This window comes from Pseudomonas citri (genome assembly GCF_025336485.1).
Taxonomy (GTDB): domain Bacteria; phylum Pseudomonadota; class Gammaproteobacteria; order Pseudomonadales; family Pseudomonadaceae; genus Aquipseudomonas; species Aquipseudomonas citri.
Genome location: NZ_JAODAB010000043.1, coordinates 1 through 23,959 on the forward strand (window position 1 = coordinate 1; position 23,959 = coordinate 23,959).

Annotated in this window: 20 protein-coding genes; 11 read left to right on the forward strand and 9 right to left on the reverse strand. The window is 62.8% G+C overall.

Annotated elements, in window-relative coordinates; genetic code table 11:
* Positions 1-119: 119 nt before the first annotated feature.
* From N4Q37_RS26915 to bioB, 7 genes are all read right to left on the reverse strand, one after another.
* Positions 120-1,925 carry a phenylacyl-CoA dehydrogenase gene (locus N4Q37_RS26915; protein ID WP_260963221.1) on the reverse strand — a complete coding sequence of 602 codons (1,806 nt, stop codon included), beginning with the start codon at positions 1,923-1,925 and terminating at the stop codon, positions 120-122.
* A gap of 273 nt (positions 1,926-2,198) precedes the next feature.
* The gene (locus N4Q37_RS26920; RefSeq protein ID WP_260963222.1) at positions 2,199-2,495 is read right to left on the reverse strand and encodes a pyrroloquinoline quinone biosynthesis protein PqqE; all 297 of its coding nucleotides are present in this window, start codon (positions 2,493-2,495) and stop codon (positions 2,199-2,201) included.
* A 120-nt stretch (positions 2,496-2,615) separates the two neighbouring features.
* A complete protein-coding gene (gene bioD / locus N4Q37_RS26925; protein WP_260963223.1) occupies positions 2,616-3,296 on the reverse strand; it encodes a dethiobiotin synthase in 681 nt (226 codons plus the stop codon).
* The gene (gene bioC / locus N4Q37_RS26930; RefSeq protein WP_260963224.1) at positions 3,293-4,105 is read right to left on the reverse strand and encodes a malonyl-ACP O-methyltransferase BioC; all 813 of its coding nucleotides are present in this window, start codon (positions 4,103-4,105) and stop codon (positions 3,293-3,295) included. Before bioC ends, bioD begins: the two co-directional genes overlap by 4 nt.
* The gene (locus tag N4Q37_RS26935; protein ID WP_260963225.1) at positions 4,098-4,829 is read right to left on the reverse strand and encodes an alpha/beta fold hydrolase; all 732 of its coding nucleotides are present in this window, start codon (positions 4,827-4,829) and stop codon (positions 4,098-4,100) included. The genes bioC and N4Q37_RS26935 overlap by 8 nt, the downstream gene beginning before the upstream one ends.
* Positions 4,822-6,000 (reverse strand): 8-amino-7-oxononanoate synthase, encoded by a 1,179-nt coding sequence (bioF, locus tag N4Q37_RS26940; RefSeq protein ID WP_260963226.1) that lies wholly within the window; start codon positions 5,998-6,000, stop codon positions 4,822-4,824. Before bioF ends, N4Q37_RS26935 begins: the two co-directional genes overlap by 8 nt.
* Before the next feature lie 125 nt (positions 6,001-6,125).
* A complete protein-coding gene (gene bioB / locus N4Q37_RS26945; RefSeq protein WP_260963227.1) occupies positions 6,126-7,181 on the reverse strand; it encodes a biotin synthase BioB in 1,056 nt (351 codons plus the stop codon).
* A 91-nt stretch (positions 7,182-7,272) separates the two neighbouring features.
* On the opposite strand from bioB, the gene N4Q37_RS26950 reads away from it, so the two are divergent.
* The 5 genes from N4Q37_RS26950 (at position 7,273) to rarD (ending at position 12,911) form a co-directional block, all read left to right on the forward strand.
* Entirely contained in the window at positions 7,273-8,013 is a 741-nt protein-coding gene (locus N4Q37_RS26950) for a ComF family protein (RefSeq protein ID WP_260963228.1), read from the forward strand.
* 58 nt (positions 8,014-8,071) lie between these two features.
* Positions 8,072-8,836 (forward strand): TOBE domain-containing protein, encoded by a 765-nt coding sequence (locus N4Q37_RS26955; protein ID WP_260963229.1) that lies wholly within the window; start codon positions 8,072-8,074, stop codon positions 8,834-8,836.
* A 65-nt stretch (positions 8,837-8,901) separates the two neighbouring features.
* The gene (locus N4Q37_RS26960; protein WP_260963230.1) at positions 8,902-10,803 is read left to right on the forward strand and encodes a PhoX family protein; all 1,902 of its coding nucleotides are present in this window, start codon (positions 8,902-8,904) and stop codon (positions 10,801-10,803) included.
* A gap of 122 nt (positions 10,804-10,925) precedes the next feature.
* Positions 10,926-11,900: a serine/threonine protein kinase gene (locus N4Q37_RS26965; RefSeq protein ID WP_260963231.1), complete on the forward strand. Its 975-nt coding sequence runs from the start codon at positions 10,926-10,928 to the stop codon at positions 11,898-11,900.
* A gap of 123 nt (positions 11,901-12,023) precedes the next feature.
* Positions 12,024-12,911 (forward strand): EamA family transporter RarD, encoded by an 888-nt coding sequence (gene rarD, locus N4Q37_RS26970; RefSeq protein ID WP_260963232.1) that lies wholly within the window; start codon positions 12,024-12,026, stop codon positions 12,909-12,911.
* 217 nt (positions 12,912-13,128) lie between these two features.
* Here the strand turns inward: rarD and N4Q37_RS26975 are convergent, their stop codons facing one another.
* Entirely contained in the window at positions 13,129-13,647 is a 519-nt protein-coding gene (locus tag N4Q37_RS26975; protein ID WP_260963233.1) for a glycine cleavage system protein R, read from the reverse strand.
* A 456-nt stretch (positions 13,648-14,103) separates the two neighbouring features.
* Here N4Q37_RS26975 and N4Q37_RS26980 point away from each other — a divergent pair, with 456 nt between their 5' ends.
* Positions 14,104-16,281, forward strand: coding sequence for a malate synthase G (locus N4Q37_RS26980; protein WP_260963234.1), 2,178 nt, complete (start codon positions 14,104-14,106; stop codon positions 16,279-16,281).
* Positions 16,282-16,356: 75 nt separating this feature from the next.
* On the opposite strand, the gene N4Q37_RS26985 is transcribed toward N4Q37_RS26980, so the two are convergent.
* A complete protein-coding gene (locus tag N4Q37_RS26985) occupies positions 16,357-16,803 on the reverse strand; it encodes a response regulator (protein WP_260963235.1) in 447 nt (148 codons plus the stop codon).
* Positions 16,804-17,056: 253 nt separating this feature from the next.
* Between N4Q37_RS26985 and N4Q37_RS26990 the strand changes: the two genes are divergently transcribed.
* The 5 genes from N4Q37_RS26990 (at position 17,057) to N4Q37_RS27010 (ending at position 23,926) form a co-directional block, all read left to right on the forward strand.
* Positions 17,057-18,997, forward strand: a complete 1,941-nt coding sequence (locus N4Q37_RS26990) for a putative nucleotidyltransferase substrate binding domain-containing protein (protein ID WP_260963236.1) — start codon at positions 17,057-17,059, stop codon at positions 18,995-18,997.
* Positions 18,994-19,701, forward strand: coding sequence for a 3'-5' exonuclease (locus N4Q37_RS26995; protein WP_260963237.1), 708 nt, complete (start codon positions 18,994-18,996; stop codon positions 19,699-19,701). Before N4Q37_RS26990 ends, N4Q37_RS26995 begins: the two co-directional genes overlap by 4 nt.
* A gap of 198 nt (positions 19,702-19,899) precedes the next feature.
* Positions 19,900-20,418, forward strand: a complete 519-nt coding sequence (locus tag N4Q37_RS27000) for an RNA polymerase sigma factor (RefSeq protein ID WP_260963238.1) — start codon at positions 19,900-19,902, stop codon at positions 20,416-20,418.
* Positions 20,415-21,395: a FecR domain-containing protein gene (locus N4Q37_RS27005; protein ID WP_260963239.1), complete on the forward strand. Its 981-nt coding sequence runs from the start codon at positions 20,415-20,417 to the stop codon at positions 21,393-21,395. The genes N4Q37_RS27000 and N4Q37_RS27005 overlap by 4 nt, the downstream gene beginning before the upstream one ends.
* Before the next feature lie 92 nt (positions 21,396-21,487).
* Positions 21,488-23,926, forward strand: coding sequence for a TonB-dependent siderophore receptor (locus N4Q37_RS27010; RefSeq protein WP_260963240.1), 2,439 nt, complete (start codon positions 21,488-21,490; stop codon positions 23,924-23,926).
* Positions 23,927-23,959: the final 33 nt, after the last annotated feature.

The following is a 23,959-nucleotide window of genomic DNA, read 5'->3' on the forward strand; positions in this document are numbered from 1 at the left end:
GATGGCCTCCGAAAACAAAACACCCTGCGAAAGCGTAGCCCTCGCAGGGTGTGGGGGTGACCATCTCATTAAACCGCTGCTCCCGAAGAAGCAGCGGCTTGTGGAGAACCGCGTAAGGCTTAGTAGCCCAGCGCGAAATCTTCCTCTTTCATGTCCATCAGGTTATTGGCGCCCGACAGCATGGCCGCCACGTGGGTGCGGGTACGTGGCAGGATGCGCTGGAAATAGAAGCGCGCGGTTTGCAGCTTCGCGGTGTAGAAGGCTTCTTCGGTGGTGCCAGCCGCCAGTTTTTCCGCCGCCAGGCGCGCCATGTCGGCCCAGAAATAGGCCAGGCAGGCATAACCGGAGTACATCAGGTAGTCCACCGAGGCCGCGCCGACTTCTTCGCGATCCTTCATGGCCGCCATACCGACCTTCATGGTCAGTTCGCCCCATTCCTTGTTCAGCGCCGCCAATGGCCCGATGAACTCCTTGACCGCTTCGTTGCCTTCGTTGCCCTGGCAGAACTTGTGAACGATCTTGGTAAAGCCCTTGAGTGCTTCGCCTTGGGTCATCAGCACTTTACGACCCAACAGGTCGAGGGCCTGGATACCGGTGGTGCCTTCGTACAGCATCGAGATACGGCTGTCGCGAACGTTCTGCTCCATGCCCCACTCGGCGATGAAACCGTGGCCGCCATAGATCTGTACGCCATGGTTGGCCGACTCGAAGCCGACTTCGGTCATGAACGCCTTGGCAATCGGGGTCATGAACGCCAGCAATGCGTCGGCTTTCTTCTTCTCTTCTTCGTCCACACCGTACTTGACGATATCGACCTGCTTGGCCGTGAAGTAGACCATCGCCCGGTTACCCTCGGCGAAGGCCTTCATGGTCAGCAGCATGCGACGCACGTCAGGGTGCACGATGATCGGGTCAGCGGCCTTGTCTGGCGCTTTCGGGCCGGTCAGGGAACGCATTTGCAGGCGGTCGCGGGCGTACTTCAAGCCGCCCTGGAAGCCGATCTCGGCGTGGGCCAAGCCTTGCAGCGCGGTGCCCAGACGTGCGGTGTTCATGAAGGTGAACATGCAGTTCAGGCCCTTGTTCGCCGGGCCGATCAGGAAACCGGTGGCCGCGTCGAAGTTCATCACGCAGGTGGCGTTGCCGTGGATGCCCATCTTGTGTTCGATCGAACCACAGTTCACCGCGTTGCGCTGGCCGATGGAGCCGTCGGCGTTAGGCAGGAACTTAGGCACGATGAACAGCGAAATGCCCTTGGTACCGGCCGGTGCATCCGGCAGGCGCGCCAGGACGATGTGGACGATGTTGTCGGCCATGTCGTGTTCACCGGCCGAGATGAAGATCTTGGTGCCGGTGACTTTGTAGGAACCATCAGCCTGTGGTTCGGCCTTGGTGCGCAGCATGCCCAGGTCGGTGCCGCAGTGCGGTTCGGTCAGGCACATGGTGCCAGTCCATTCGCCGGAGACCAGCTTGGTCAGGTAGGCCGCTTGCTGCTCGGGCGTGCCATGCTCGGAAATGGTGTTCATCGCCCCGTGGGACAGGCCCGGGTACATGCCCCACGACCAGTTGGCTTCACCGACCATTTCGCTGACCGCCAGGCCCAGGGATTCCGGCAGGCCTTGGCCACCATGCTCGACGTCGTGGGCCAGGCTTGGCCAACCACCTTCGACGAATTGCTTATAGGCTTGCTTGAAGCCGGTCGGGGTTTTCACACCGGATTCGCTCCAGGTGCAACCTTCGATGTCGCCCACGCGGTTCAGCGGTGCCAACACCTGCTCACAAAACTTGGCGCCTTCTTCGAGAATGGCGTCAACCATGTCCGGAGTTGCATCCTGGCAAGCCGGAAGGCTCTGATAGTGCGCTTCGTAGCCGAGCAGTTCGTCACGAACGAAGCGAATATCACGCAAGGGGGCCTTGTAGTCAGGCATAGCGATAAACCTCTTGATGTACCCGGGAATGAACGACCGCGAGGATTTGTTGTGGCGGTCAAACAGCTGTTTGAAACATACGTTTACGCCCAAATCTTGTCAAGCACCGATCTTTTGCCATTCGTCATCGGGTCAGGAAAGCATCAGGCACGAGCAAGCCCATCGCGGTGAAAAAACCACGCTACACGTCACAAAAGATTAGTTGAGCAAAGCGAACGCCAGAGACGAAAACGCCGCGAACAAGCGCGGCGCTATTACCGATCAAGGGGCTCGTCAGGCGAAAGTATCGATCAGGGTACCGAGCATTTCGTCGGACGCCTTGGCCACTTTCACGCCCAGTTGCAGCTGGATTTTGCCCTGGGCCATTTCCACCATACTGGCGGCCACGTCGGACTGTTGGCTACGGTCTACCGCGCGCAGACGATCGGCTTGTATTTCGGACGACTGGCTGGTGGCCGAACGCTCGATGGTGTTGTTGGCGATCTCGCCGGCGGCCTGATCGACCCGGTTCTGTCCTGTCTGAACAGTGCTCAGACCGGCATAAAACGCGGTACTTCCTGAGATTTGCATGACAGGGCTCGTTTTTTGAAGATTCGACAGCCCACATTGAACCAGAAGCCCTGAGAAAAGGCCCGACAAAAACACTAATGGCACAGTGCCTTGTCATAGCCAAAACCTTAGCTCGGCCTTTCAGTCCAACAGGTCCAGATGCAAATGCGCGGCGACGTTTTCGGCGGTCACCCCTTTGATTTTCGGAACGCGTCCCAGGCATGGCGCCGGCAGGCGCTCGGCCAGGGTGGCGAGGTTTTCTTCCAGGCGCGAAGTCTTGGGCTCGATGATGTTCGCTACCCACCCGGCCAGTTGCAGGCCGTCCCGGGCGATGGCCTCGGCGGTCAACAGGGCGTGACTGATGCAACCCAGGCGCACACCCACCACCAGGATGACCGGCAAGCCCAACGCCATGGCCAGGTCCGAGAGGTTGTCCTGATCGGCCAACGGTACACGCCAGCCACCCGCGCCTTCGATCAAGGTGAAATCGGCGTTCAACGCCAGGAGCTCGCGCATCGGCCCCAGCAACGACTGCACCGTCAACGCCACGCCAGCTTCCCGGGCGGCCAGATGAGGCGCAATCGCCGGTTCGAACGCCAGCGGGTTGACCTGCGCATACTCGAGTGGCACCGAACACTCGGCCAACAAGGCCAAGGCATCGGCGTTGCGCAGCCCCTTGGGCGTGACCTCGCAACCGGACGCCACCGGCTTGCCGGCGACGGTGCTCAGGCCTGCCTGGCGCGCCGCGTGAAGCAGGCCGGTGGCCACCGTGGTCTTGCCGACATCAGTGTCGGTGCCGGCGATGAAATAAGCCTGGCTCATAGCGGTTTCTCCAACACGGCGTAGACCACCTGATAAGTGGCGGGAAGCCCCTGGTCCTGTCGAAACTGTTCGTAGGCCTCGATCAAGGCCACGATCCGCGCCCGCCCGGTCAAGCCACCTGGCCGCCCCGGATTGAGATTATGAGCGCCCAGGGCCTTCAATTCATGGGTCAGGCTACGCACATCAGGGTAATGCAACACATGAGGGCGATTTTCAAGACTGACCACGTCCAGTCCGCTGGCCGCACACAGCTGCCGATACGTCTCGAACTCGCGGAAACGGTTGACATGCACCAGGCCATCGACCTGACGCCAACTGTCGCGCAATTCATGCAAGGTGCCAACGCAAAGGCTGGTAAAGGCAAACACCCCACCCGGTTTCAATACGCGATGAGCCTCGCTTAACACTGAGGCGAAATCAGCACACCACTGCACCGCCAGACTGGAGAACACCAGGTCGCAGCTCGCCGCTTGCAACGGCAGCCGCTCCGCGTCACCCGCCACAAAATGCGCCGCGCCGCCTTGGGGACGAGCGTGGTTGAGCATGCCTTCGGCGATATCCAGCGCCAGGCCGGATGACTCGCCAAAACGAGTGCCCAGGGCCCGGGTGAAATAACCGGTGCCGCAGCCCAGATCCAGCCAACGGCCTGGCATGAACGAAGGCGCCAAACACCCGAGCAACTGCTGGCCAACGTCACGTTGCAGCTCGGCGACACTGTCATAGCTGGTCGCCGCCCGGGAAAACGAGGCCGCCACCTGGCGCTTGTCGGGCAAGGCGCCAGGGACTTTGGCAAGGGACAGATCAGTCATCGCCGGACTCATGCAAGAAAGCCTGGATCGCCCCCGCGACACCGTGCGGGTCTTCCAGGAGGAATCCATGGCCGGCCTGTTCGACCAGGCCGATCTCGACATCCGGCAACAACGCCAGCAATTCACCCGCCGCTTCGGCCGGCACCAACGCATCGAGGCCGGCAAACAGATGCAATTGCGGCCCCCGAAAACGTTGCAACGCGGCGCGGGTGTCGAGCTGCGCCAGCAGTTGAAGGCCTGCCATCAGCACATCGGGCGAAGTACTCGGCGCCCCGGCCAGCAGCAACCGCGACAACCCGCGCGGGTCAGCGCAGCCTTGGGCGCACAACAGGCTGAAACGCTTGAGGGTCTGGCGTGGATCCGCCGCGCAGCCAGCAAGAAAGCCTTCGAACGTTTCAGCGGCCATCGCGCTCGGCCATTGTTCATGGGCCACGAACGAGGCATTGCTCGCCAGGGTCAACAGGCCGCAACAGCGCTCGCCCCGACGCGCCGCCAACTCCGCGGCCAACATGCCGCCCAGGGACCAGCCACCGAGCCAGGCATCCTGGGGCAGGTTCGCGTCCAGTTCCTCAAGCCATTCATCGGGATCGTTCGAGGTCAGCGCCGGCAGCGGCTCGATTTCCACCCGCAGGTGTTCATCGAGCCCTCGCAACGCCGCCGCCAGGGGCTCCATCGGTGAAACGCCCAACCCCCAACCGGGGAGCAATATCAGTCGATCACGCATGGCTTGGCTCCGCTCCCAGTTGGGCAAAACAATCGGCCAGTGCACTGAGCAAACGTCGCACCTGGGCTTCACTGTGAGCGGCGGTCAGGGTGACGCGCAAACGGGCGCTGCCGGCCGGCACGGTAGGTGGGCGGATCGCGGTGACCATCAGCCCTCGCTCGCGCAACATCTGCGACAAGCGCATCGCACGCCCGGCATCGCCGATCAGGATCGGCTGGATCGGCGTAAAGCTGTCCATCAATTGCAGACCAATCTGCGCCGCCCCTTGGCGGAACTGGCGGATCAGCACTTGCAGGTGCTCGCGCCGCCAATGCTCGCTGCGCAGCAGTTCAAGGCTCTTGAGCGTGGCGCAGGCCAGCGCCGGCGGTTGGCTGGTGGTGTAGATGTAGGGACGGGCAAACTGGATCAGGCTCTCGATCAGTTCCTCGCTGCCGGCCACAAAGGCCCCGGCAGTGCCGAAGGCTTTGCCCAGGGTGCCGACCAGTACCGGGACGTCTTCCTGGCTCAAGCCGAAATGCTCGACGATCCCGCCGCCATGGGCCCCCAACGGGCCGAAGCCGTGGGCATCGTCGACCATCAGCCAGGCGCCCTTGGCCTTGGTTTCACGAGCCAATGCCGGCAAGTCGGCGATATCGCCGTCCATGCTGAACACACCGTCGGTGACCACCAGGGTATTGCCGGTGGCTTTCTCCAGGCGACTGGCCAGGCTGCTGGCATCGTTGTGCAGGTAACGGCTGAAACGTGCGCCCGACAACAGCCCGGCGTCGAGCAACGAAGCGTGGTTGAGGCGATCTTCCAACACCGTATCGCCCTGCCCCACCAACGCGGTGACCGCGCCAAGGTTGGCCATGTAGCCGGTGGTGAACAACAGAGCGCGAGGACGGCCAGTCAGATCGGCCAAGGCTTCTTCCAGGGCATGATGAGGACCGCTGTGGCCGATCACCAGATGGGAAGCACCACCCCCGACGCCCCAACGGCTCGCGCCGGCGCGCCAGGCTTCGATCACTTGCGGGTGATTGGCCAGGCCCAGGTAGTCGTTGCTGCAGAACGCCAGCAGCGGTTGACCGTCCACGACCACTTCCGGTCCCTGGGGACTTTCGAGCAGCGGGCGTTGGCGATAGAGGTTTTCGGCACGACGGGCAGCCAGGCGTGCGGCGAGATCGAAGGGCATGCAGGCCTCAACTGTTTAAAGACTGGCTAAAGCCCCTTGTGGGAGCGAGCCCGTGGGAGCAAAGCTTGCTCCCACGGGCTCGCTCCCACAGGGTCTTGCATTCCAATCCGGGAATCGGTGAGTAGTCAGACAGCGGCGTTATAGAACTGCTCGCTGCTCTTCTGTTCCACCAACGCCTGCTCGATCGCCGCCTGGTGCACTTCGTCGGCATGCTCCTCGCGAGCTTCGGGCTGGATGCCCAGGCGCGCGAACAATTGCATGTCCTTGTCGGCTTGCGGGTTGGCGGTGGTCAGCAGTTTCTCGCCGTAGAAAATCGAGTTGGCACCGGCCAGGAACGCCAGGGCCTGCATCTGCTCGTTCATCGCTTCGCGACCAGCGGACAGGCGCACGTGGGACTTGGGCATCAGGATCCGCGCAACGGCAAGCATGCGGATGAAGTCGAACGGATCGACGTCCTCGGCGTTCTCCAGCGGCGTACCGGCGACTTTCACCAGCATGTTGATCGGCACCGATTCCGGGTGCTCCGGCAGGTTCGCCAGTTGGATCAGCAGGTTGGCGCGGTCGTCCAGGGACTCGCCCATGCCGAGGATGCCGCCGGAGCAGATCTTCATGCCCGAATCACGTACATAGGCCAGGGTTTGCAGGCGCTCGCTGTAGGTGCGGGTGGTGATGATGCTGCCGTAGAACTCCGGCGAGGTGTCGAGGTTGTGGTTGTAATAGTCCAGGCCGGCCTGGGCCAACGCCTGGGTCTGCTCCTGGTCGAGGCGACCGAGGGTCATACAGGTTTCCAGGCCCATGGCCTTCACGCCCTTGACCATCTCCAGCACGTAAGGCATGTCCTTGGCCGACGGATGTTTCCACGCCGCGCCCATGCAGAAACGGGTCGAACCGATGGCCTTGGCGCGCGCGGCCTCTTCCAGAACCTTCTGCACTTCCAGGAGCTTCTCTTTATCCAGCCCGGTGTTGTAGTGGCCGGACTGCGGACAATATTTGCAATCTTCCGGGCAGGCGCCGGTCTTGATCGACAGTAGCGTGGAGACCTGGACGCGGTTGGCGTCGAAATGCGCGCGGTGCACGGTCTGCGCCTGGAAGAGCAGGTCATTGAACGGCTGGACGAAGAGTGCTTTGACTTCGGCCAAAGACCAGTCATGACGCAGGGTGGCAGTGGTGCTGGCGCTCATGGGCGTTTCCTTGATTATGCTTGGCTGGCACCTGGGGACATGCAATACCCACAGGCGCGACACGGATGTTCGGCATATTTAAGGAAGAGTCATGCGCTGTCAACCACACTACAAAAGCCCGGTTTACATCTGGTTAAAAAACGAACAATCATGTTTGCTGTGCGGCGAAGCCACCGACACGCCGCAGCCCATTTGCACGCCCTGTGAAAGCGAGCTGCCCTGGCTCGGCGATCAGTGCAGTGTCTGCGCGCTGCCACTGCCCATGGCCGGCTTGCGCTGCGGTCAATGCGCCACGCGGCCACCGGCCTTCGAGCGAGTCCTGGCGCCGTGGGCGTACGACTTTCCGGTGGACAGTCTGATCACCCGGTTCAAACACCAGGGCAAATGGCCTTTTGGTCGACTGCTGGGCGAGTTGTTGGTCGACTCGCTGCAACATCACTTCGATGAAGGCCTGGAGCGACCCGACCTATTGGTACCGGTGCCACTGGCGGCACGCCGCTTGCGCCAGCGCGGGTTCAATCAGGCGGCGATGCTTGCCCGCTGGCTCAGCAAACCGTTGCAGATCCCCTGTGATGAACACCTGCTGCGGCGCACCCAGGACACCCCCGCCCAGCAAGCCCTCGACGCCAAGGCCCGACGCCGAAACCTGCGCCACGTCTTTGCCCTGGCGCCCGACGCGAGCGTACGCCGGCAGCACCTGGCGCTGGTCGACGACGTACTCACCACCGGCGCCACCGCCCAGACCCTGGCCCGATTGCTACTCGACGCCGGCGCCGCGCGCGTCGATGTGTATTGCCTGGCCCGCACGCCGAAACCCGGTGAGTCCGCTTGACGCGCCGGGGCCAACGCGCCAACGTCGGTCCATCCTTCATTGCACGCAGTTTTTTGTCATGTCATTGCCCACGCTTCTGACCCAGCACATCGTCCGGCGACCACAACGCATCGCCCTGTTGCAGCACATCGCCGAACAAGGCTCGATCACCCGTGCCGCCAAGAGTGCGGGCCTGAGCTACAAGGCGGCGTGGGATGCCATCGATGAGTTGAATAACCTGGCGGAGCGACCGCTGGTCGAGCGTAGCGTCGGTGGCAAGGGCGGTGGCGGCGCCAGGCTGTCGGAGGAAGGCCAGCGCGTGCTGCGCCTGTACCAGCGTCTGCAAACCTTGCAGGCACAGCTGCTCGAAGCCAGCGAAGACGCTGCGGACCTGGGCCTGCTCAGCCGCCTGATGCTGCGCACCAGCGCCCGCAATCAACTGCACGGCAAAGTCGTCGGCATCGAGGCCCAGGGTCACAACGACCGGGTGCGCCTGGAGCTGGCCCGAGGCCTGGTCATCGAGGCGCAGATCACCCATGACAGCACGCTGCGCCTGGAGCTGGACACCGGCACCGAAGTGGTGGCGTTGATCAAGGCCGGCTGGCTGCAACTGTACGCCATCGAGCAACCGGTACTGTCGGACACCAATGTCTTGCGAGGAGTGATCGAGGAGGTGGCTGCTGCCGAAGGCGGTCCCAGCGAAGTGCGCATCGGCCTGCCCAATGGCCAGACACTGTGCGCGCTGGCCGATCCGCTGCAATTGCGCGAACGAGCGCTGGAGACCGGCTCAGCGGTGCAAGTGGCGTTTTCGCCGACGAACGTGCTGCTCGGTACACCGCTGTAGCGTACTGAAACATTAGTGTCATCGACCCACTTTAAGGTGACTGCCAAACCAGCAGGGAGCCTGAAATGAGCCTATTAGAAGAAAACCAATCCACCGACCTGGAAAAGATCGTCGGCCTGAGCCGTCGTGGCTTTATCAGCGCCGGTGCCCTGTGCGGTGCAGCGATGTTCCTGGGTGGCAACCTGCTGAGCCGCAGCGTCCTGGCCGCCGCCGTGAGCGAGGGCAACAGCAAGTTGCTGGGCTTTGACAGCATCGCCGCCGCCACCACCGATACCCTCACGCTACCGCCGGGCTACACGTCCTCGGTGCTGATCAGTTGGGGCCAGCCATTGCAGAAAAATGCCCCGGCCTTCGACCCCAGCGGCAACGGCACCGCTCGCGCGCAGGAAGTGCAATTCGGCGACAACAACGACGGCATGAGCCTGTTCCCCTTCCCCGGCGACAACAACCGGGCGCTGATGGCGATCAACAACGAATACACCAACTACCGCTACCTCTTTGCCCACGGCGGCCAGCCGCAGTCGGCCGAAGACGTGCACAAGGCCCAGGCCAGCGAAGGCGTATCGGTCATCGAAGTCCAGCACCGCGACGGTCAGTGGCAGTTCGTCCAGGAATCGCGCTACAACCGCAGGATCCACGGCAATACGCCGATTCGCCTGAGTGGTCCGGCCGCCGGTCACGACCTGCTGAAGACCCAGGCCGACAAGAGCGGCAAGCAGGTGTTGGGCACGTTCCAGAACTGCGCCAACGGCATGACGCCGTGGGGCACCTACCTGACCTGCGAAGAAAACTTCACCGACTGCTTTGGCAGCAGCCAGGCCGACTTGCAGTTCGACGCGGCGCAGAAACGCTACGGCGCCACCGTCACCAGCCGTGAAATCAACTGGCACCTGTTTGACCCGCGCTTCGATCTGGCGAAGAACCCCAACGAACTCAACCGCCATGGCTGGGTCGTGGAGATCGACCCGTTCGACCCGCAATCCACCCCGGCCAAACGCACCGCCCTGGGCCGCTTCAAACATGAAAACGCCGCCCTGGCCCAGACCAACGACGGCCGCGCCGTGGTGTATATGGGCGACGACGAGCGTGGCGAATTCATCTACAAATTCATCAGCCGCGAGCGCATCAATCACAAGAACGCCAAGGCCAACCAGAACCTGCTGGACCATGGCACCTTGTACGTGGCCCGCTTCGATGCCGGCGACGGCAACCCGGACCACCCCAAAGGCAAGGGCCAGTGGATCGAGCTGGCCCACGGCAAGAATGGCCTAGACGCCAGCGGCGGCTTCGCCGACCAGGCGCAAGTGCTGATCCATGCGCGCCTGGCCGGCAGTGTCGTGGGCGCCACGCGCATGGACCGTCCGGAGTGGATCGTGGTCAGCCCGAAGGACGGCCAGGTCTATTGCACCCTGACCAACAACGCTAAGCGCGGTGAAGACGGCCAGCCAGTGGACGGCCCCAACCCGCGGGCCAAGAACGTCTACGGGCAGATTCTGCGCTGGCGCACCGACCGCGACGACCACGCCGCCAACACCTTCGACTGGGACCTGTTCGTGGTCGCCGGCAACCCGACGGTACACGCTGGAACGCCGAAGGCCGGTTCGTCCAACGTCAATGCGCAGAACATGTTCAACAGTCCCGATGGCCTGGGCTTCGACCAAGCTGGCCGGTTGTGGATCCTCACCGATGGCGACACCAGCAACACCGGGGACTTCGCCGGCATGGGCAACAACCAGATGCTCTGCGCCGACCCCAACAGCGGCGAAATCCGCCGCTTCATGGTCGGGCCGGTGGGCTGCGAAGTCACCGGGATCAGTTTCGCGCCGGACCACAAAGCCCTGTTCGTCGGCATCCAGCATCCGGGGGAAAACGGCGGCTCGACCTTCCCCGAGCACCTGCCCAACGGCAAGCCGCGCTCGTCGGTGATGGTGATTACCCGGGAAGACGGCGGGATCATCGGCGCCTGACATCCGCTTTTGTGGCGAGGGGATTTATCCCCTCGCCACAAGTCTCACCGATCAAATCCGGAGTGCTTTGCGCTACCATGCTGGACCCGGACGCGGCAGCCTGCCGCTGCGCAGGAGTCAGCATGTCCCATCCGTTTGAAACCCTCACCCCCGACCTGGTGCTCGATGCCGTCGAGAGCATCGGCTTGCGCAGTGACGCCCGTGTGCTGGCCCTCAACAGCTATGAGAACCGCGTCTACCAGGTGGGCATCGAAGACGCCGAGCCGTTGATCGCCAAGTTCTATCGCCCTCAGCGCTGGAGCAACGAAGCGATCCTGGAAGAACACCGCTTCACCTTCGAACTGGCCGATTGCGAAGTACCGGTGGTTGCGCCGCTGGTCCACGACGGCATCAGCCTGCACGAGCACGCCGGGTTTCGTTTCACCCTGTTCCCCCGCCGTGGCGGGCGCGCGCCGGAGCCGGGTAACCTCGACCAGCTCTATCGCCTCGGGCAATTGCTCGGTCGCCTCCATGGGGTGGGCGCCAGTCGCCCGTTCGAGCACCGGGAAACCCTTGGCGTGACAAACTTCGGCCACGATTCGCTGGCCACCGTGCTGCAAAGCGATTTCGTGCCCCGCAGCCTGCTGCCGGCCTACGAATCGGTCGCCCGGGACCTGCTCAAGCGTGTGGAAGAGATTTACGCCGCGACGCCTCACCAGAACATCCGCATCCATGGCGATTGCCATCCCGGCAACATGATGTGCCGCGACGAGGTCTTCCATATCGTCGACCTCGACGACTGCCGCATGGGCCCGGCGGTGCAGGACGTGTGGATGATGCTCGCCGGCGATCGCCAGGACTGCCTGGGGCAGTTGTCGGAATTGATGGACGGCTACAACGAATTCCACGACTTCGACCCGCGCGAACTGACGCTGATCGAACCACTCCGGGCCCTGCGCCTGATGCACTACAGCGCCTGGCTGGCGCGGCGCTGGGACGACCCGGCGTTTCCCCGCAGCTTCCCGTGGTTCGGCAGCGAGCGCTACTGGGGCGACCATATCCTTGCGCTGCGAGAGCAATTGGCAGCGCTCGACGAAGAGCCTTTGAAGCTGTTCTGATGGCCGCTGCAATCTCTGCTCGCTCCACAGAAACAGGCTGCGATTGTTCACAAAGTTCGCAGCACAATCAGGCAAATCTTCTTACAATCGCTTTTTTGTTAGCTGCCTAAGCAAGGACTTCGCATGCAAGCCGCCAACCCGCGCCGCGGGTACATCCTGGGCCTGAGCGCCTACATCATCTGGGGTCTGTTCCCAATCTACTTCAAAGCCATCGCCAGCGTGCCGGCCGTGGAGATCATCATCCATCGTGTGCTGTGGTCGGCGTTGTTTGGCGTAGTGCTGCTGGGGGTGTGGAAACACCCGGGCTGGTGGCAGGAACTGCGGGACAATCCGCGCCGCCTGGCGATCCTGGCCCTGAGTGGCACGCTGATCGCGGCCAACTGGCTGACCTACGTCTGGGCGGTGAACAATGGGCGCATGCTCGAAGCCAGCCTGGGCTACTACATCAACCCGCTGGTGAACGTATTGTTGGGTATGTTGATTCTCGGCGAGCGGCTGCGACGCATGCAGTGGCTGGCAGTGGGGTTGGCGGCGGTCGGCGTGGCGCAGCAGGTCTGGCAGGTGGGGAGCCTGCCGTGGGTGTCACTGGCGCTGGCGCTGTCCTTCGGTGTCTACGGGTTGATCCGCAAACAGGCACCGGTCAAGGCCTTGCCCGGGCTGGTGGTGGAAACCTGGATGCTGGTGCCGATCGCCATCGCCTGGTTGCTGTTGAACCCGGCGGCCAACAGCGCCCAGGCCTCATTCTGGACCACCTCCGAAGCCTGGTGGCTGGTGGCGGCCGGCCCAGTGACGCTGGTCCCGCTGGTGTGCTTCAACGCCGCGACGCGGCATTTGCCCTACACCACCGTGGGATTCCTGCAATACATCGCGCCGACGCTGGTGCTATTGCTCGCCGTGCTGCTGTTCGGTGAACACCTGTCGTCCAGCACGTTGGTGGCGTTCCTGTTTATCTGGGCCGGCCTGGCGGTGTACAGCATCGACGCCGTGATCAGCCTGCGTCGGCGCAGCTGATCAAAAAACGCACAACCTTCTGCAGGCCACGTCGAACGTGGCCTACGCTCATCCTTCCCAAGGTTATCCACAGCGTGATCCCCGCCGTTTGTGCACAAGCCCTTGAAAACTGGTGATTTTTTGAGCATTCCTCGCTGAGCCCCGGCGGGCCTGGGCAGCAGCGAGGTCTCTACAGGTTATCCACAGGCAGGCGCAGTTTTTTCCTGGATAACCTTCCTCACGCCTCGTCGCTGAGCTTGAGCTCCACCATCAACTCATCGGCCAAGGTTTCCAAACGCGCCTGCAAAGTGTCCAGCGACAGGGTCAAGGGCACACCGAGGATCGCCTCGGCGTGAAACAGCAGCTCGCTGCTCATCGGCGCCGGCCGGACATCGGTGACCAGCCGCTCGACGTTCACACCCTGCTCGCTCAGCAACCGGGTGATGTCCCGCACGATGCCGGGGCGGTCATTGCCCACCAGCTCCATGGCGATGGGTTTCCAGGCGCAGGCCTCTTCGATCGCAGTCTCGGCGATCAACACACGGATACCGTGGGTAGAGAGACCATGCAGCGCTTCGATCAATTCTTCATGGGACTCGGCCGGGGCGCTAAGGCGCAGGATCCCGGCAAACTGGCCGGCCAGGCGCGACATGCGACTCTCCAACCAGTTGCCGCCGTGCTCGGCGATGCAATCGGCAATGCGCTCGACCTGCCCGGGTTTGTCCGGGGCGAAAACGGTGATGACAAGGTGGTCCATGGCGCAGTCCTCTTGTGGGGGGAAGAAAGAGTATAGGCACGCCACACATGTCCGGTGGCAAAGGGCTTTGCTCCCACAGGCTGACATCACCCACATCGTGTACAACCATTAATATTTATCTGGAACAATCCATCTGTTTTTTGAGAACATTCGACACCGCGACGTGACCGTAACACTTTAGTCGGTCGCGGAACGACGTAATTAGTCTAATTTTCACAACCGCAACTGTTCATGTAGTATGCCGCAGCGCGCACTACATAATTGCAATGCACCGTTGTACCGATGTCTGCCCAAGGCCCTGTCGCACCCCTGAAGCCTCGTCAGCAAGGCTTGAGCACCCAGCCGCCAGCGATGGCATGTACTGGTAATGGGTTTGTGGTTTAAAAAAGGCCCGAAGCTTCATTGTCAAAATCGAAGAGCTGAAAAGCGAAATAGCTGAGCAGAGTGAGGCAAGCAATGACTGAACACGTTCAAGTCGGTGGCCTTCAGGTCGCCAAAGTCCTGTTCGACTTCGTGAATAACGAAGCCATTCCCGGAACCGGCCTCACCGCCGACGCGTTCTGGGCCGGTGCCGACAAGGTCATTCACGACCTGGCGCCGAAGAACAAAGCCCTACTCGCCAAACGCGACGATTTCCAGGCGCGCATCGACGCCTGGCACCAGGCACGCGCCGGCCAGGCCCATGACGCCGTGGCTTACAAAGCCTTCCTGCAATACATCGGTTATCTGCTGCCAGAAGCGGCGGATTTCCAGGCTACGACGCAAAACGTCGACGACGAGATCGCCCGCATGGCCGGCCCGCAGTTGGTGGTGCCGGTGATGAATGCCCGCTTCGCCCTCAACGCCTCCAACGCCCGCTGGGGCTCGCTGTATGACGCGCTGTACGGTACCGACGCCATCAGCGAAGCCGATGGCGCGGAAAAAGGCAAAGGCTACAACAAGGTCCGCGGTGACAAGGTCATTGCCTTCGCCCGCGCCTTCCTCGACGAAGCGGCCCCGCTGGCGGCCGGCTCCCATGTCGACTCCAGCGCTTATAAAATCGTCGACGGCAAGCTGGTGGTCACCCTCAAGGGCGGCAGCAACAGCGGCTTGCGTGACGATGGCCAGTTGATCGGTTTCCAAGGCGACACCTCGGCGCCGGCGGCCGTGCTGCTCAAGCACAACGGCCTGCATTTCGAGATCCAGGTCGACGCCAGCAGCCCGGTCGGCCAGACCGACGCTGCCGGCGTCAAAGACATCCTGATGGAAGCCGCGCTGACCACCATCATGGACTGCGAAGACTCGGTCGCCGCCGTCGATGCCGACGACAAGGTGGTGATCTATCGCAACTGGCTCGGCCTGATGAAGGGCGACCTGTCGGAACAAGTCGCCAAGGGCGGCCAGACATTCACCCGTACCATGAACGCCGACCGCGCCTATACCGCTGTCGACGGTTCGAGCCTGACGCTGCACGGTCGCTCACTGCTGTTCGTGCGCAACGTCGGTCACCTGATGACCATCGATGCGATCCTCGATAAACACGGTAACGAAGTGCCGGAAGGCATCCTCGATGGCCTGGTCACCAGCCTGGCGGCGATCCACAGCCTCAACGGCAACACGTCGCGCCGCAACAGCCGTACCGGCTCGGTGTACATCGTCAAGCCGAAGATGCACGGCCCGGAAGAAGCGGCGTTCACCAACGAGCTGTTCGGTCGCGTCGAAGACGTGCTGAACCTGCCGCGCAATACCCTCAAGGTCGGGATCATGGACGAGGAACGCCGAACCACGGTCAACCTCAAGGCCTGCATCAAGGCTGCCAGCGAGCGCGTGGTGTTCATCAACACCGGTTTCCTGGACCGCACCGGCGACGAAATCCACACCTCCATGGAAGCCGGGCCGATGGTGCGCAAGGCCGACATGAAGGCCGAGAAATGGATCGCCGCGTACGAGAACTGGAACGTGGACATCGGCCTGAGCACCGGCCTGCAGGGTCGTGCGCAGATCGGCAAGGGCATGTGGGCCATGCCCGACCTGATGGCGGCGATGCTCGAACAGAAAATCGCCCACCCGATGGCCGGCGCCAACACCGCGTGGGTTCCCTCGCCGACCGCCGCCGCGCTGCACACGTTGCACTATCACAAGGTCGACGTGTTCGCCCGCCAGGCCGAACTGACCAAGCGCGCGCGGGCTTCGGTGGATGACATCCTGACCATCCCGCTGGCCGTCAACCCGAGCTGGACACCGGAACAGATCAAGCACGAACTGGACAACAACGCCCAGGGCATCCTCGGCTACGTGGTGCGCTGGATCGATCAGGGCGTGGGCTGCTCCAAGGTGCCGGACATCAACGACGTCGGCCTGATGGAAGACCGTGCGACGCTGCGTATTTCCAGCCAGCACATCGCCAACTGGCTGCGCCACGGCATCGTCACCCAGGACCAGGTGATGGAAAGCCTCAAGCGCATGGCGCCAGTGGTGGACCGCCAGAACGCCAACGATCCGCTGTACCGTCCGCTGGCGCCGGACTTCGACCGCAACATCGCCTTCCAGGCAGCGGTCGAGCTGGTGATCGAAGGCACCAAACAGCCGAACGGCTACACCGAGCCGGTGCTGCACCGTCGGCGCCGCGAGTTCAAGGCGGCCAATGGATTGTGATTGAGCGGTAGCGATAAATAAGGAGGCCCTGATCTTACGATCAGGGCCTTTGTGTTTGCATAACAGCTCACCGCTTTAGAGATCCATCCCCAACTCCCGCTTGACCAGCCCCAGCAGCTTTTCCGTATCGATCGGCTTGAGCAAAAAGTCCACCACGCTCAGGTGCATGGCCTCAATGGCGTCCTTCACGTCGGCGTCGCCGGACACGATGATGATCGGCAGGGCCGCCCGCTCCGACTCGCGAACCAGGCGAACCAGTTCCAGGCCATCGACATGGCCCATGCGCAGGTCGGTGATCAGCAGGCCGATCGATGGTTTGGTTTCCAGCATCTTGAGTGCCGTTTCGCCACTGGCCGCGGTCATGCAACGAATCCCGTCCAGCGCCAAAATCTCCGACAGCAGCTCGCGAGCGTCTTTGTCGTCGTCGACGATCAAGACGCGCTGCTGCGGCAGGTCAGGCTCCAGCATGACGGCACTCAACGCCTCGCGCTCGGCGTCACTCAAAATATCGTGATCGGACATGGTGCTCTCTACGGTTCTTTAAATCGATCCCCTGGCACAGTGGTCAGACATCGTTCGGGTGCGCTTCAATGTGCACTTCGTCGGATTTTTTTCCAAGTCCGTTCAGTGAAGACTTTTCCACCAACGGATGTAGGATTTTGCCGCAACCGCAAGCGCTTTCCCGCGACCTAGACTTACGTCCAATGGGCACTCCGCGCGCTGAAGCCGACCATGGGAACAGATCCGACCACAACAATTCGAAAAAGATTGCACCATGGTTATGAAAAAAGCGGACGCCTTCATCCAGGCAGGGAAAACTGCGGTGTTGCAGAACATCCAGGGTACGCTGCAGTTTCTCCAGCGCTTTCCGCCGTTCAACCAGATGGAAAACGCCCACCTGGCCTATCTGGTGGAGCAATGCCTGCTGCGCTTCTATGCACCAGGCGAAACCATCATCAAACCGGCCGATGGCCCGGTGGAACACTTTTACATCGTCAAGCAAGGCCGGGTGGTGGGCGAGCGTCCGCACTCGGCCAAGGGCGGTACCGAGACCACGTTTGAAATCACCACCGGCGAGTGTTTTCCCCTGGCCGCGCTGCTGGGCGAGCGGGCCACGCGTACCGAGCACCGCGCCGGCGAGGACACCTTCTGCCTGCAACTGAACAAGCAGGCTTTCATCAAGCTGTTCGCCTTGTCCGGGCCGTTCCGCGACTTTGCCCTGCGCGGGGTCAGCAGCCTGCTCGACCAGGTCAACCAGCAAGTCCAGCAAAAATCCGCGCAAACCCTCGGCACCCAGTACTCGCTCAATACGCGCCTGGGTGAACTGGCGATGCGTCATCCGGTCAGTTGCAGCCCCGAGACGCCCTTGCGCGAAGCCGTAAAACTGATGCACGAGCAGCAGGTCGGCAGCATCGTGGTGGTGAACGAACAGAAAACTCCGATGGGGATCTTTACCCTGCGCGACCTGCGGCACGTCGTGGCCGAAGGCACCGGGGACTTTTCCCAACCCATCGCGGCCCACATGACCCAGGCACCGTTCTATCTCACGCCGGACCACAGCGCCTTCGATGCGGCCATCGCCATGACCGAACGCCACATTGCCCACGTCTGCCTGGTCAAGGAGCAGCGCTTGTGTGGCGTGGTGTCGGAGCGCGACCTGTTTTCCCTGCAACGCGTCGACCTGGTGCACCTGGCCCGAACCATTCGCAGCGCCCCACGGGTCGAGAACCTGGTGAGCCTGCGCGGCGAGATCGGCCAACTGGTGGAACGCATGCTGGCCCACGGGGCGTCGTCGACCCAGATCACCCACATCATCACCTTGCTCAATGACCATACCGTGTGCCGGGTCATCGAACTGACCCTGGCCGACAAGGGCGACCCTGGCGTGCCGTTCAGTTGGCTGTGTTTTGGCAGCGCAGGCCGGCGCGAGCAGACCCTGCACACCGACCAGGACAACGGCATTCTGTTCGAGGCCCGCGATGCCGCCGAGGCCGCACAGATCCGCGGCCTGCTGTTGCCCATCGCCCAGCAGATCAACCAGAGCCTGGCGCTGTGCGGCTTCACGTTGTGCAAGGGCAACATCATGGCCGGCAACCCCGAGCTGTGCCTGTCCCGGGCCGAATGGTCCCGACGCTTCGCGGCGTTCATCCGCGAGGCGACCCCGGAAAACCTGCTCGGCTCGAGCATCTATTTCGACCTGCGGGTGGTCTGGGGCGATGAACGCGGCTGCGAGCAGTTGCGCCGGCAGATCCTCGACCAGGTGGCCGACAATCGCCTGTTCCAGCGCATGATGGCCGACAACGCCCTGCGCCATCGCCCGCCCGTGGGACGCTTCAGGGATTTCGTGCTGAGCCGCAAGAATGGCGAAAAAGCCACCCTCGACCTGAAGGTGCAAGGCCTGACGCCCTTCGTCGACGGTGCCCGCCTGCTGGCACTGGCCAGTGGTATCAGCGCCATCAATACTTTGGAGCGCCTGCGGCAACTGGTGGTGAAGGAAGTGATCGAACCGCTCGACGGCGCCGCTTATGAAGAGGCCTATCACTTCATCCAGCAGACCCGCATGCAACAACACCAACGGCAAACCCGCGAGAACCTGCCGTACTCCAACCGCGTCGACCCCGACAGCCTCAATCATCTGGACCGGCGTATCCTGCGCGAGTCCCTGCGCCAGGCCCAACGCCTGCAAAGCAGCCTGACGCTGAGGTATCAGTTGTGAACCTGTTTTCCTGGCTGCGCCCGGCCCCTCTGATGTTGCCCCTGGCGTTGCAGCAGCGTCTGGAACGTCTGCCCGCACCTTCGCCCTTGAGCGAAACCAGCCTGCGGGCGCAACGCTGGGTGGTGGTGGACCTGGAAACCACCGGCTTGCATCTGAACAAGGACCAGGTGCTGTCCATTGGCGCGGTGGTGATCGAAGACGGCGCGATCGATTTCAGCCAGCAGTTCGAGCGCACCTTGCAATGCGATCAGCAAAAGCTCGGGCCGAGCGTGCTGATCCATGGCCTGGCGCCGAGTGCGATTGCCGCCGGCAGCGACCCGGCCGAAGCACTCCTGGCGTTCATGGAATTCGTGGGCGACAGTCCATTGCTGGCCTTCCACGCACCATTCGACGCCCACATGCTCGGGCGGGCGCTCAAGGATGAGTTGGGTTATCGCTTGCAGCATGCCTTCCTGGACGTGGCCGACCTCGCCCCCATGCTTTGCCCCCAAGCCCCGCTGCGCAAGGCCGGCCTGGATGAGTGGATCGACTGGTTCAAACTACAGGTTTTCGACCGCCACAACGCCAGCGCCGATGCCCTGGCCACGGCCGAGTTGGCCTTGATCCTGTTCAGCCGCGCCCGCCAGCAACAGATCGACAGCCCGCTGGCCCTGCAACAGCGCCTGGGGCAGTGGAAGCGGCGCCAGCAGGCGCATTCGTTCTAAATCAAGGGGTCACCTGTGGGAGCAAGGCTTGCCCGCGATAGCATCGCCTGGGATTGACAGACTGACCGAGTCGCCTGCATCGCGGGCAAACCTTGCTCCCACATGGATCGGGCTCCGACCAATGCCAATTGCTTTCCTTCCCTCGCCTCTGACACAATCGCGAACAATTCTCGTTACCTAACACATCGGTGATGCGCCGTGTCGTCAGCCCCCAGTTCCCACAGTGATTTAGTCGGCGCGTTGTACCGCGACCATCGCGCCTGGCTATTGGCGTGGCTGCGGCGCAACGTGGCCTGTGCGCAGCGCGCCGAGGACTTGAGCCAGGACACCTTCGTGCGCCTGCTGGGTCGCCAGGAACTGGCGGCGCCACGCGAGCCGCGGGCATTCCTGGTGGCGATCGCCAAAGGGCTGCTGTTCGATTACTTTCGTCGCGCGGCTCTGGAGCAGGCGTACCTCACCGAACTGATGCTGATCCCCGAGGCCGAGCAACCCTCGGTGGAAGAACAGCAAATGATCCTCGAAGACCTCAAGCACATCGATCGGCTGCTCGGCAAACTCTCCAGCAAGGCCCGCAAGGCGTTTCTCTACAACCGCCTCGACGGCCTGGGCCATGCCCAGATCGCCGAGCGCCTGGGAGTTTCTGTGCCGCGCGTGCGGCAATACCTGGCCCAGGGCCTGCGCCAGTGCTACGTCGCACTCTATGGTGAGCCGACATGAACGCGGCGCTGTCCAAACCGGTTTCGGCCAGGGTGCTGGAGGCCGCCATCGCCTGGCAGTTGTCGCTGGATGGCGGTGGCGATAGCCCACAGGAGCGCGAAGCGTTCGCCCAGTGGCATGCCGCCGATGAAGAACACGCCCGGGCCTGGCGGCAACTGGGGATGCTCGATCAGCGTTTCAGTGTCGCCAGCGGGCCGGCACGGACCGCGCTGTTGCAGACGCGGGTGAGCATCCGACGCCGGGGGCGCAAGCTGGGTACCGGCCTGGCCAGTGTCGTTGCGGTGATCGGCCTGGCGCTGTTCGCCGGCAATCGCTACCTGCCGCTGGATTACTGGCTGGCCGACCAGCGCACCGCCACCGGCGAGCAACGCACCCTGCGCCTGGCCGACGGCACGCTGATCAACCTCAACACCCACAGCGCGCTGGACGTGCGTTTCGATAAAAAGCAGCGACGTATCGTCTTGCAGGAAGGCGAGATCCTGGTGGAAACCGGCCATAACGATCCACGCCCGTTCATCGTCGAGACCCGCGAAGGCAGCCTGCGTGCCCTTGGCACGCGGTTCCTGGTCAAGCGCGAGGATCAAGGCACGCGCCTGAGCGTATTGCAGTCAGCCGTGGCGGCACACCCACAGGCCACGGAGCACGAACAGATCCTGCGCGAGGGCCAGCAGGTGCTCATGCGCCGCGACGGCCTCGGCCCGACGCTGGCCCTGAGCCCCGGCGCCGATGCCTGGACCCGCGGCATGCTGGTGGTGGACAACGTCCGTCTCGAAGACCTGGTCCATGAAGTGGGCCGCTATCGGCGCGGCTACCTGGGCGTCGAGCCACACGTGGCGGACCTGCGCATCACCGGCAGTTTCCCGCTGCACGACACCGACCTGGCCCTGGCGGCGTTGCTGCCGACCTTGCCGGTGCAGGTCGAGCATCACACCCGCTGGTGGGTGGTGGTGAAGCCCCGGACCGCAACCAAACCCTGAACCTGAGAATTATTTTCATCCAGCCCTATCACTTTCCAATTTTCATCCGGCCTCCAGGCAATTGAGAAACATTTCCATCCAGGAGCCACCGAATGTCCCGCCCGCTAGACACCCTGTTGCGCCCCAGCCTGTTGGCCGTTGCCATCGCCTTCGCCGCCCCGTTGACCAGCGGCTCGTTGTGGGCGGCCGAACAAGCTTCCAGCGTGCGCACCTACAACCTGCCCGCCGCGCCCCTGGCCAGCACCCTGAACCAGATCGCCAGCCAGGCCGGTCTCGCCTTGAGCCTGAATCCGGCCCTGGCTTCGGGCAAGACTTCGGCACCGGTGCAAGGCCAGTTCGACGCCACCGGCGCATTGCGCGAAGCCCTGCGCGGTACCGGCCTGCAACTGCAACAGGGCAGCGCCGGCACCTACAGCCTGATGGCCATCCCTGAAGGGGTCATGGAACTGCCGCAAACCAACGTGATTGGCAGCGGCACCAGCGAAACCGCCTGGGGCCCGACCGAGGGCTACGTCGCCACCCGCACCGCCGCCGGTACCAAGACCGACACGCCGATCGTCGAACTGCCGCGTTCGGTCTCGGTGGTCACCCGCCAGCAGATGGAAGACCGCTCCGTCCTCAACCTCAACGACGCCCTGCGCTACACCGCCGGCGTGCAAAGCAGCGGCTACGGCTCGGACTCGCGCAACGACTGGTTACTGGTGCGCGGCTTCGTGCCGACCCAGTTCCTCGATGGCTTGCCCCTGCCCAAGGGCAACTACGTCACGCCGAAAATCGAACCGTGGAATCTTGAGCGCATCGCCGTGCTGCGCGGTCCGGCCTCGTCGGTGTATGGCCAGACTCCCCCCGGCGGCCTGCTGGACATGGTCAGCCGTCGTCCGCAGGCCGAAAGCAGCCACGAGGTCGAGTTGCAAGCCGGCAGCTACGAACACAAGCAGATCAACATCGACAGCACCGGCAAGGTCGATGACGACGGCCAGTTTCTCTACCGACTCAGCGGCACCGTGCGCGACAGTAATTCCCAGGTCGATCACATCCCGGACAAGCGCTACAACCTCGCGCCGAGCCTGACCTGGAACATCAACGACGACACCCGGCTGACCTTCCTGTCCCAGTACACCCGCGACGACACCGGCATCACCGGGCAATTCCTGCCGCTGCAAGGCACCAGGCTCTCCTCGCCAGCGGGCAAGATTTCGCACCACAAGAACCTGGGCGACCCGGACTGGGAGTTCTACGACCGCACCTACTACGCGCTCGGCTATGCCTTTGAACACCGTTTCGACGACACCTGGCAGTTCCGCCAGAACTTGCGCTACACCAAGAGCGACTTGTCGTTCCAGGGCATTTCCGCTGGCGGGTCGTTCTGGCCGGACGGTCCGGACACCGCCGTGAGCGCCGACGGCACCGTGAAGCGCAGCGCCAGCATCGTTGACGAAGACATCAGCCAATTCGCCGTGGACAACAACTTCCAGGCCGACTTCCAGACCGGCGCCTTGAGTCACACGTTATTGCTGGGCCTGGACCATCAGCGCTCCAACAGCAATGCCCGCTGGAAGTGGGGTTCGACCGGTGTGCCGACCAGCAACATCCACAACCCGACTTATGGGCAGGACTTCTCCAATGTCCAGTGGTTCGACATGTACGACTACAACCAGAAGACCCACCAGACCGGTCTCTACATGCAGGACCAGATCGCCCTGGACAACTGGCGCCTGACCCTCGGCGGGCGGGAAGACTGGATTCACACCGGCACCGTTTTCCACAACCAGAACGAAGCGACGAACACCCAGCGCGACAAGAAGTTCAGCGGCAACGCGGCGCTGAGCTACGTCTTCGATAACGGCGTGACACCGTACGTTTCCTTCGCCCAATCGTTCCAGGCCGCGAACGGTTCAACCGTCAACAGCACCGACGCGTTCAAGCCGACCGAAGGCGAACAGTACGAAGCCGGTATCAAGTACCAGCCACCCGGCACCAAGGCCCTGCTGACGGCGGCGGTGTTCGACCTGACCCAGAAAAACACCTCGGTCACCGAAAACAGCATCACCCGCCAAGTCGGCGAAGTGCAGGTGCGCGGCCTGGAACTGGAGGCCTCCGGCGACATCAGCGACAACCTGAAGCTGATGGGCTCCTACACCTACAACGACAGCGAAATCACCAAGGGTGCCGCCGCCGAGACCGGCAAGCGCATGGCCCAGGTGCCACGCCACCAGACCACCGCCTGGGCCGACTACACCTGGCACAACGGCCCGTTGGACGGCTTTGGCGTGGGCGCGGGCGTGCGGTACGTCGGCGACACCTATGGCAACACCACCAACACCGACTGGGGCCACGTCGGCTCCTACACCGTGTATGACGCCTCGGTCCATTACGACCTGGGGCGCTTGAGCAAGACCCTCAAGGGTGTGTCGGTGGCGGTGGATGCGAAAAACATTTTCAACAAGGACTATCTGTCCACCTGCGACGGTTTCTATTGCTACTACGGCGACCAACGCAACGTCGTCGCGAGTGTGAATTACAAGTGGTGATCGGTTAGCTTGCGCACACTTTTGAAGAGGCAT

Coding starts and splice junctions, on each gene's coding strand:
- N4Q37_RS26915 (WP_260963221.1), bottom strand. CDS start 1,925: ATGCCTGACTACAAGGCCCCCTTGCGTGATATTCGCTTCGTTCGTGAC.
- N4Q37_RS26920 (WP_260963222.1), bottom strand. CDS start 2,495: ATGCAAATCTCAGGAAGTACCGCGTTTTATGCCGGTCTGAGCACTGTT.
- bioD (WP_260963223.1), bottom strand. CDS start 3,296: ATGAGCCAGGCTTATTTCATCGCCGGCACCGACACTGATGTCGGCAAG.
- bioC (WP_260963224.1), bottom strand. CDS start 4,105: ATGACTGATCTGTCCCTTGCCAAAGTCCCTGGCGCCTTGCCCGACAAG.
- N4Q37_RS26935 (WP_260963225.1), bottom strand. CDS start 4,829: ATGCGTGATCGACTGATATTGCTCCCCGGTTGGGGGTTGGGCGTTTCA.
- bioF (WP_260963226.1), bottom strand. CDS start 6,000: ATGCCCTTCGATCTCGCCGCACGCCTGGCTGCCCGTCGTGCCGAAAAC.
- bioB (WP_260963227.1), bottom strand. CDS start 7,181: ATGAGCGCCAGCACCACTGCCACCCTGCGTCATGACTGGTCTTTGGCC.
- N4Q37_RS26950 (WP_260963228.1), top strand. CDS start 7,273: ATGCGCTGTCAACCACACTACAAAAGCCCGGTTTACATCTGGTTAAAA.
- N4Q37_RS26955 (WP_260963229.1), top strand. CDS start 8,072: ATGTCATTGCCCACGCTTCTGACCCAGCACATCGTCCGGCGACCACAA.
- N4Q37_RS26960 (WP_260963230.1), top strand. CDS start 8,902: ATGAGCCTATTAGAAGAAAACCAATCCACCGACCTGGAAAAGATCGTC.
- N4Q37_RS26965 (WP_260963231.1), top strand. CDS start 10,926: ATGTCCCATCCGTTTGAAACCCTCACCCCCGACCTGGTGCTCGATGCC.
- rarD (WP_260963232.1), top strand. CDS start 12,024: ATGCAAGCCGCCAACCCGCGCCGCGGGTACATCCTGGGCCTGAGCGCC.
- N4Q37_RS26975 (WP_260963233.1), bottom strand. CDS start 13,647: ATGGACCACCTTGTCATCACCGTTTTCGCCCCGGACAAACCCGGGCAG.
- N4Q37_RS26980 (WP_260963234.1), top strand. CDS start 14,104: ATGACTGAACACGTTCAAGTCGGTGGCCTTCAGGTCGCCAAAGTCCTG.
- N4Q37_RS26985 (WP_260963235.1), bottom strand. CDS start 16,803: ATGTCCGATCACGATATTTTGAGTGACGCCGAGCGCGAGGCGTTGAGT.
- N4Q37_RS26990 (WP_260963236.1), top strand. CDS start 17,057: ATGGTTATGAAAAAAGCGGACGCCTTCATCCAGGCAGGGAAAACTGCG.
- N4Q37_RS27005 (WP_260963239.1), top strand. CDS start 20,415: ATGAACGCGGCGCTGTCCAAACCGGTTTCGGCCAGGGTGCTGGAGGCC.
- N4Q37_RS27010 (WP_260963240.1), top strand. CDS start 21,488: ATGTCCCGCCCGCTAGACACCCTGTTGCGCCCCAGCCTGTTGGCCGTT.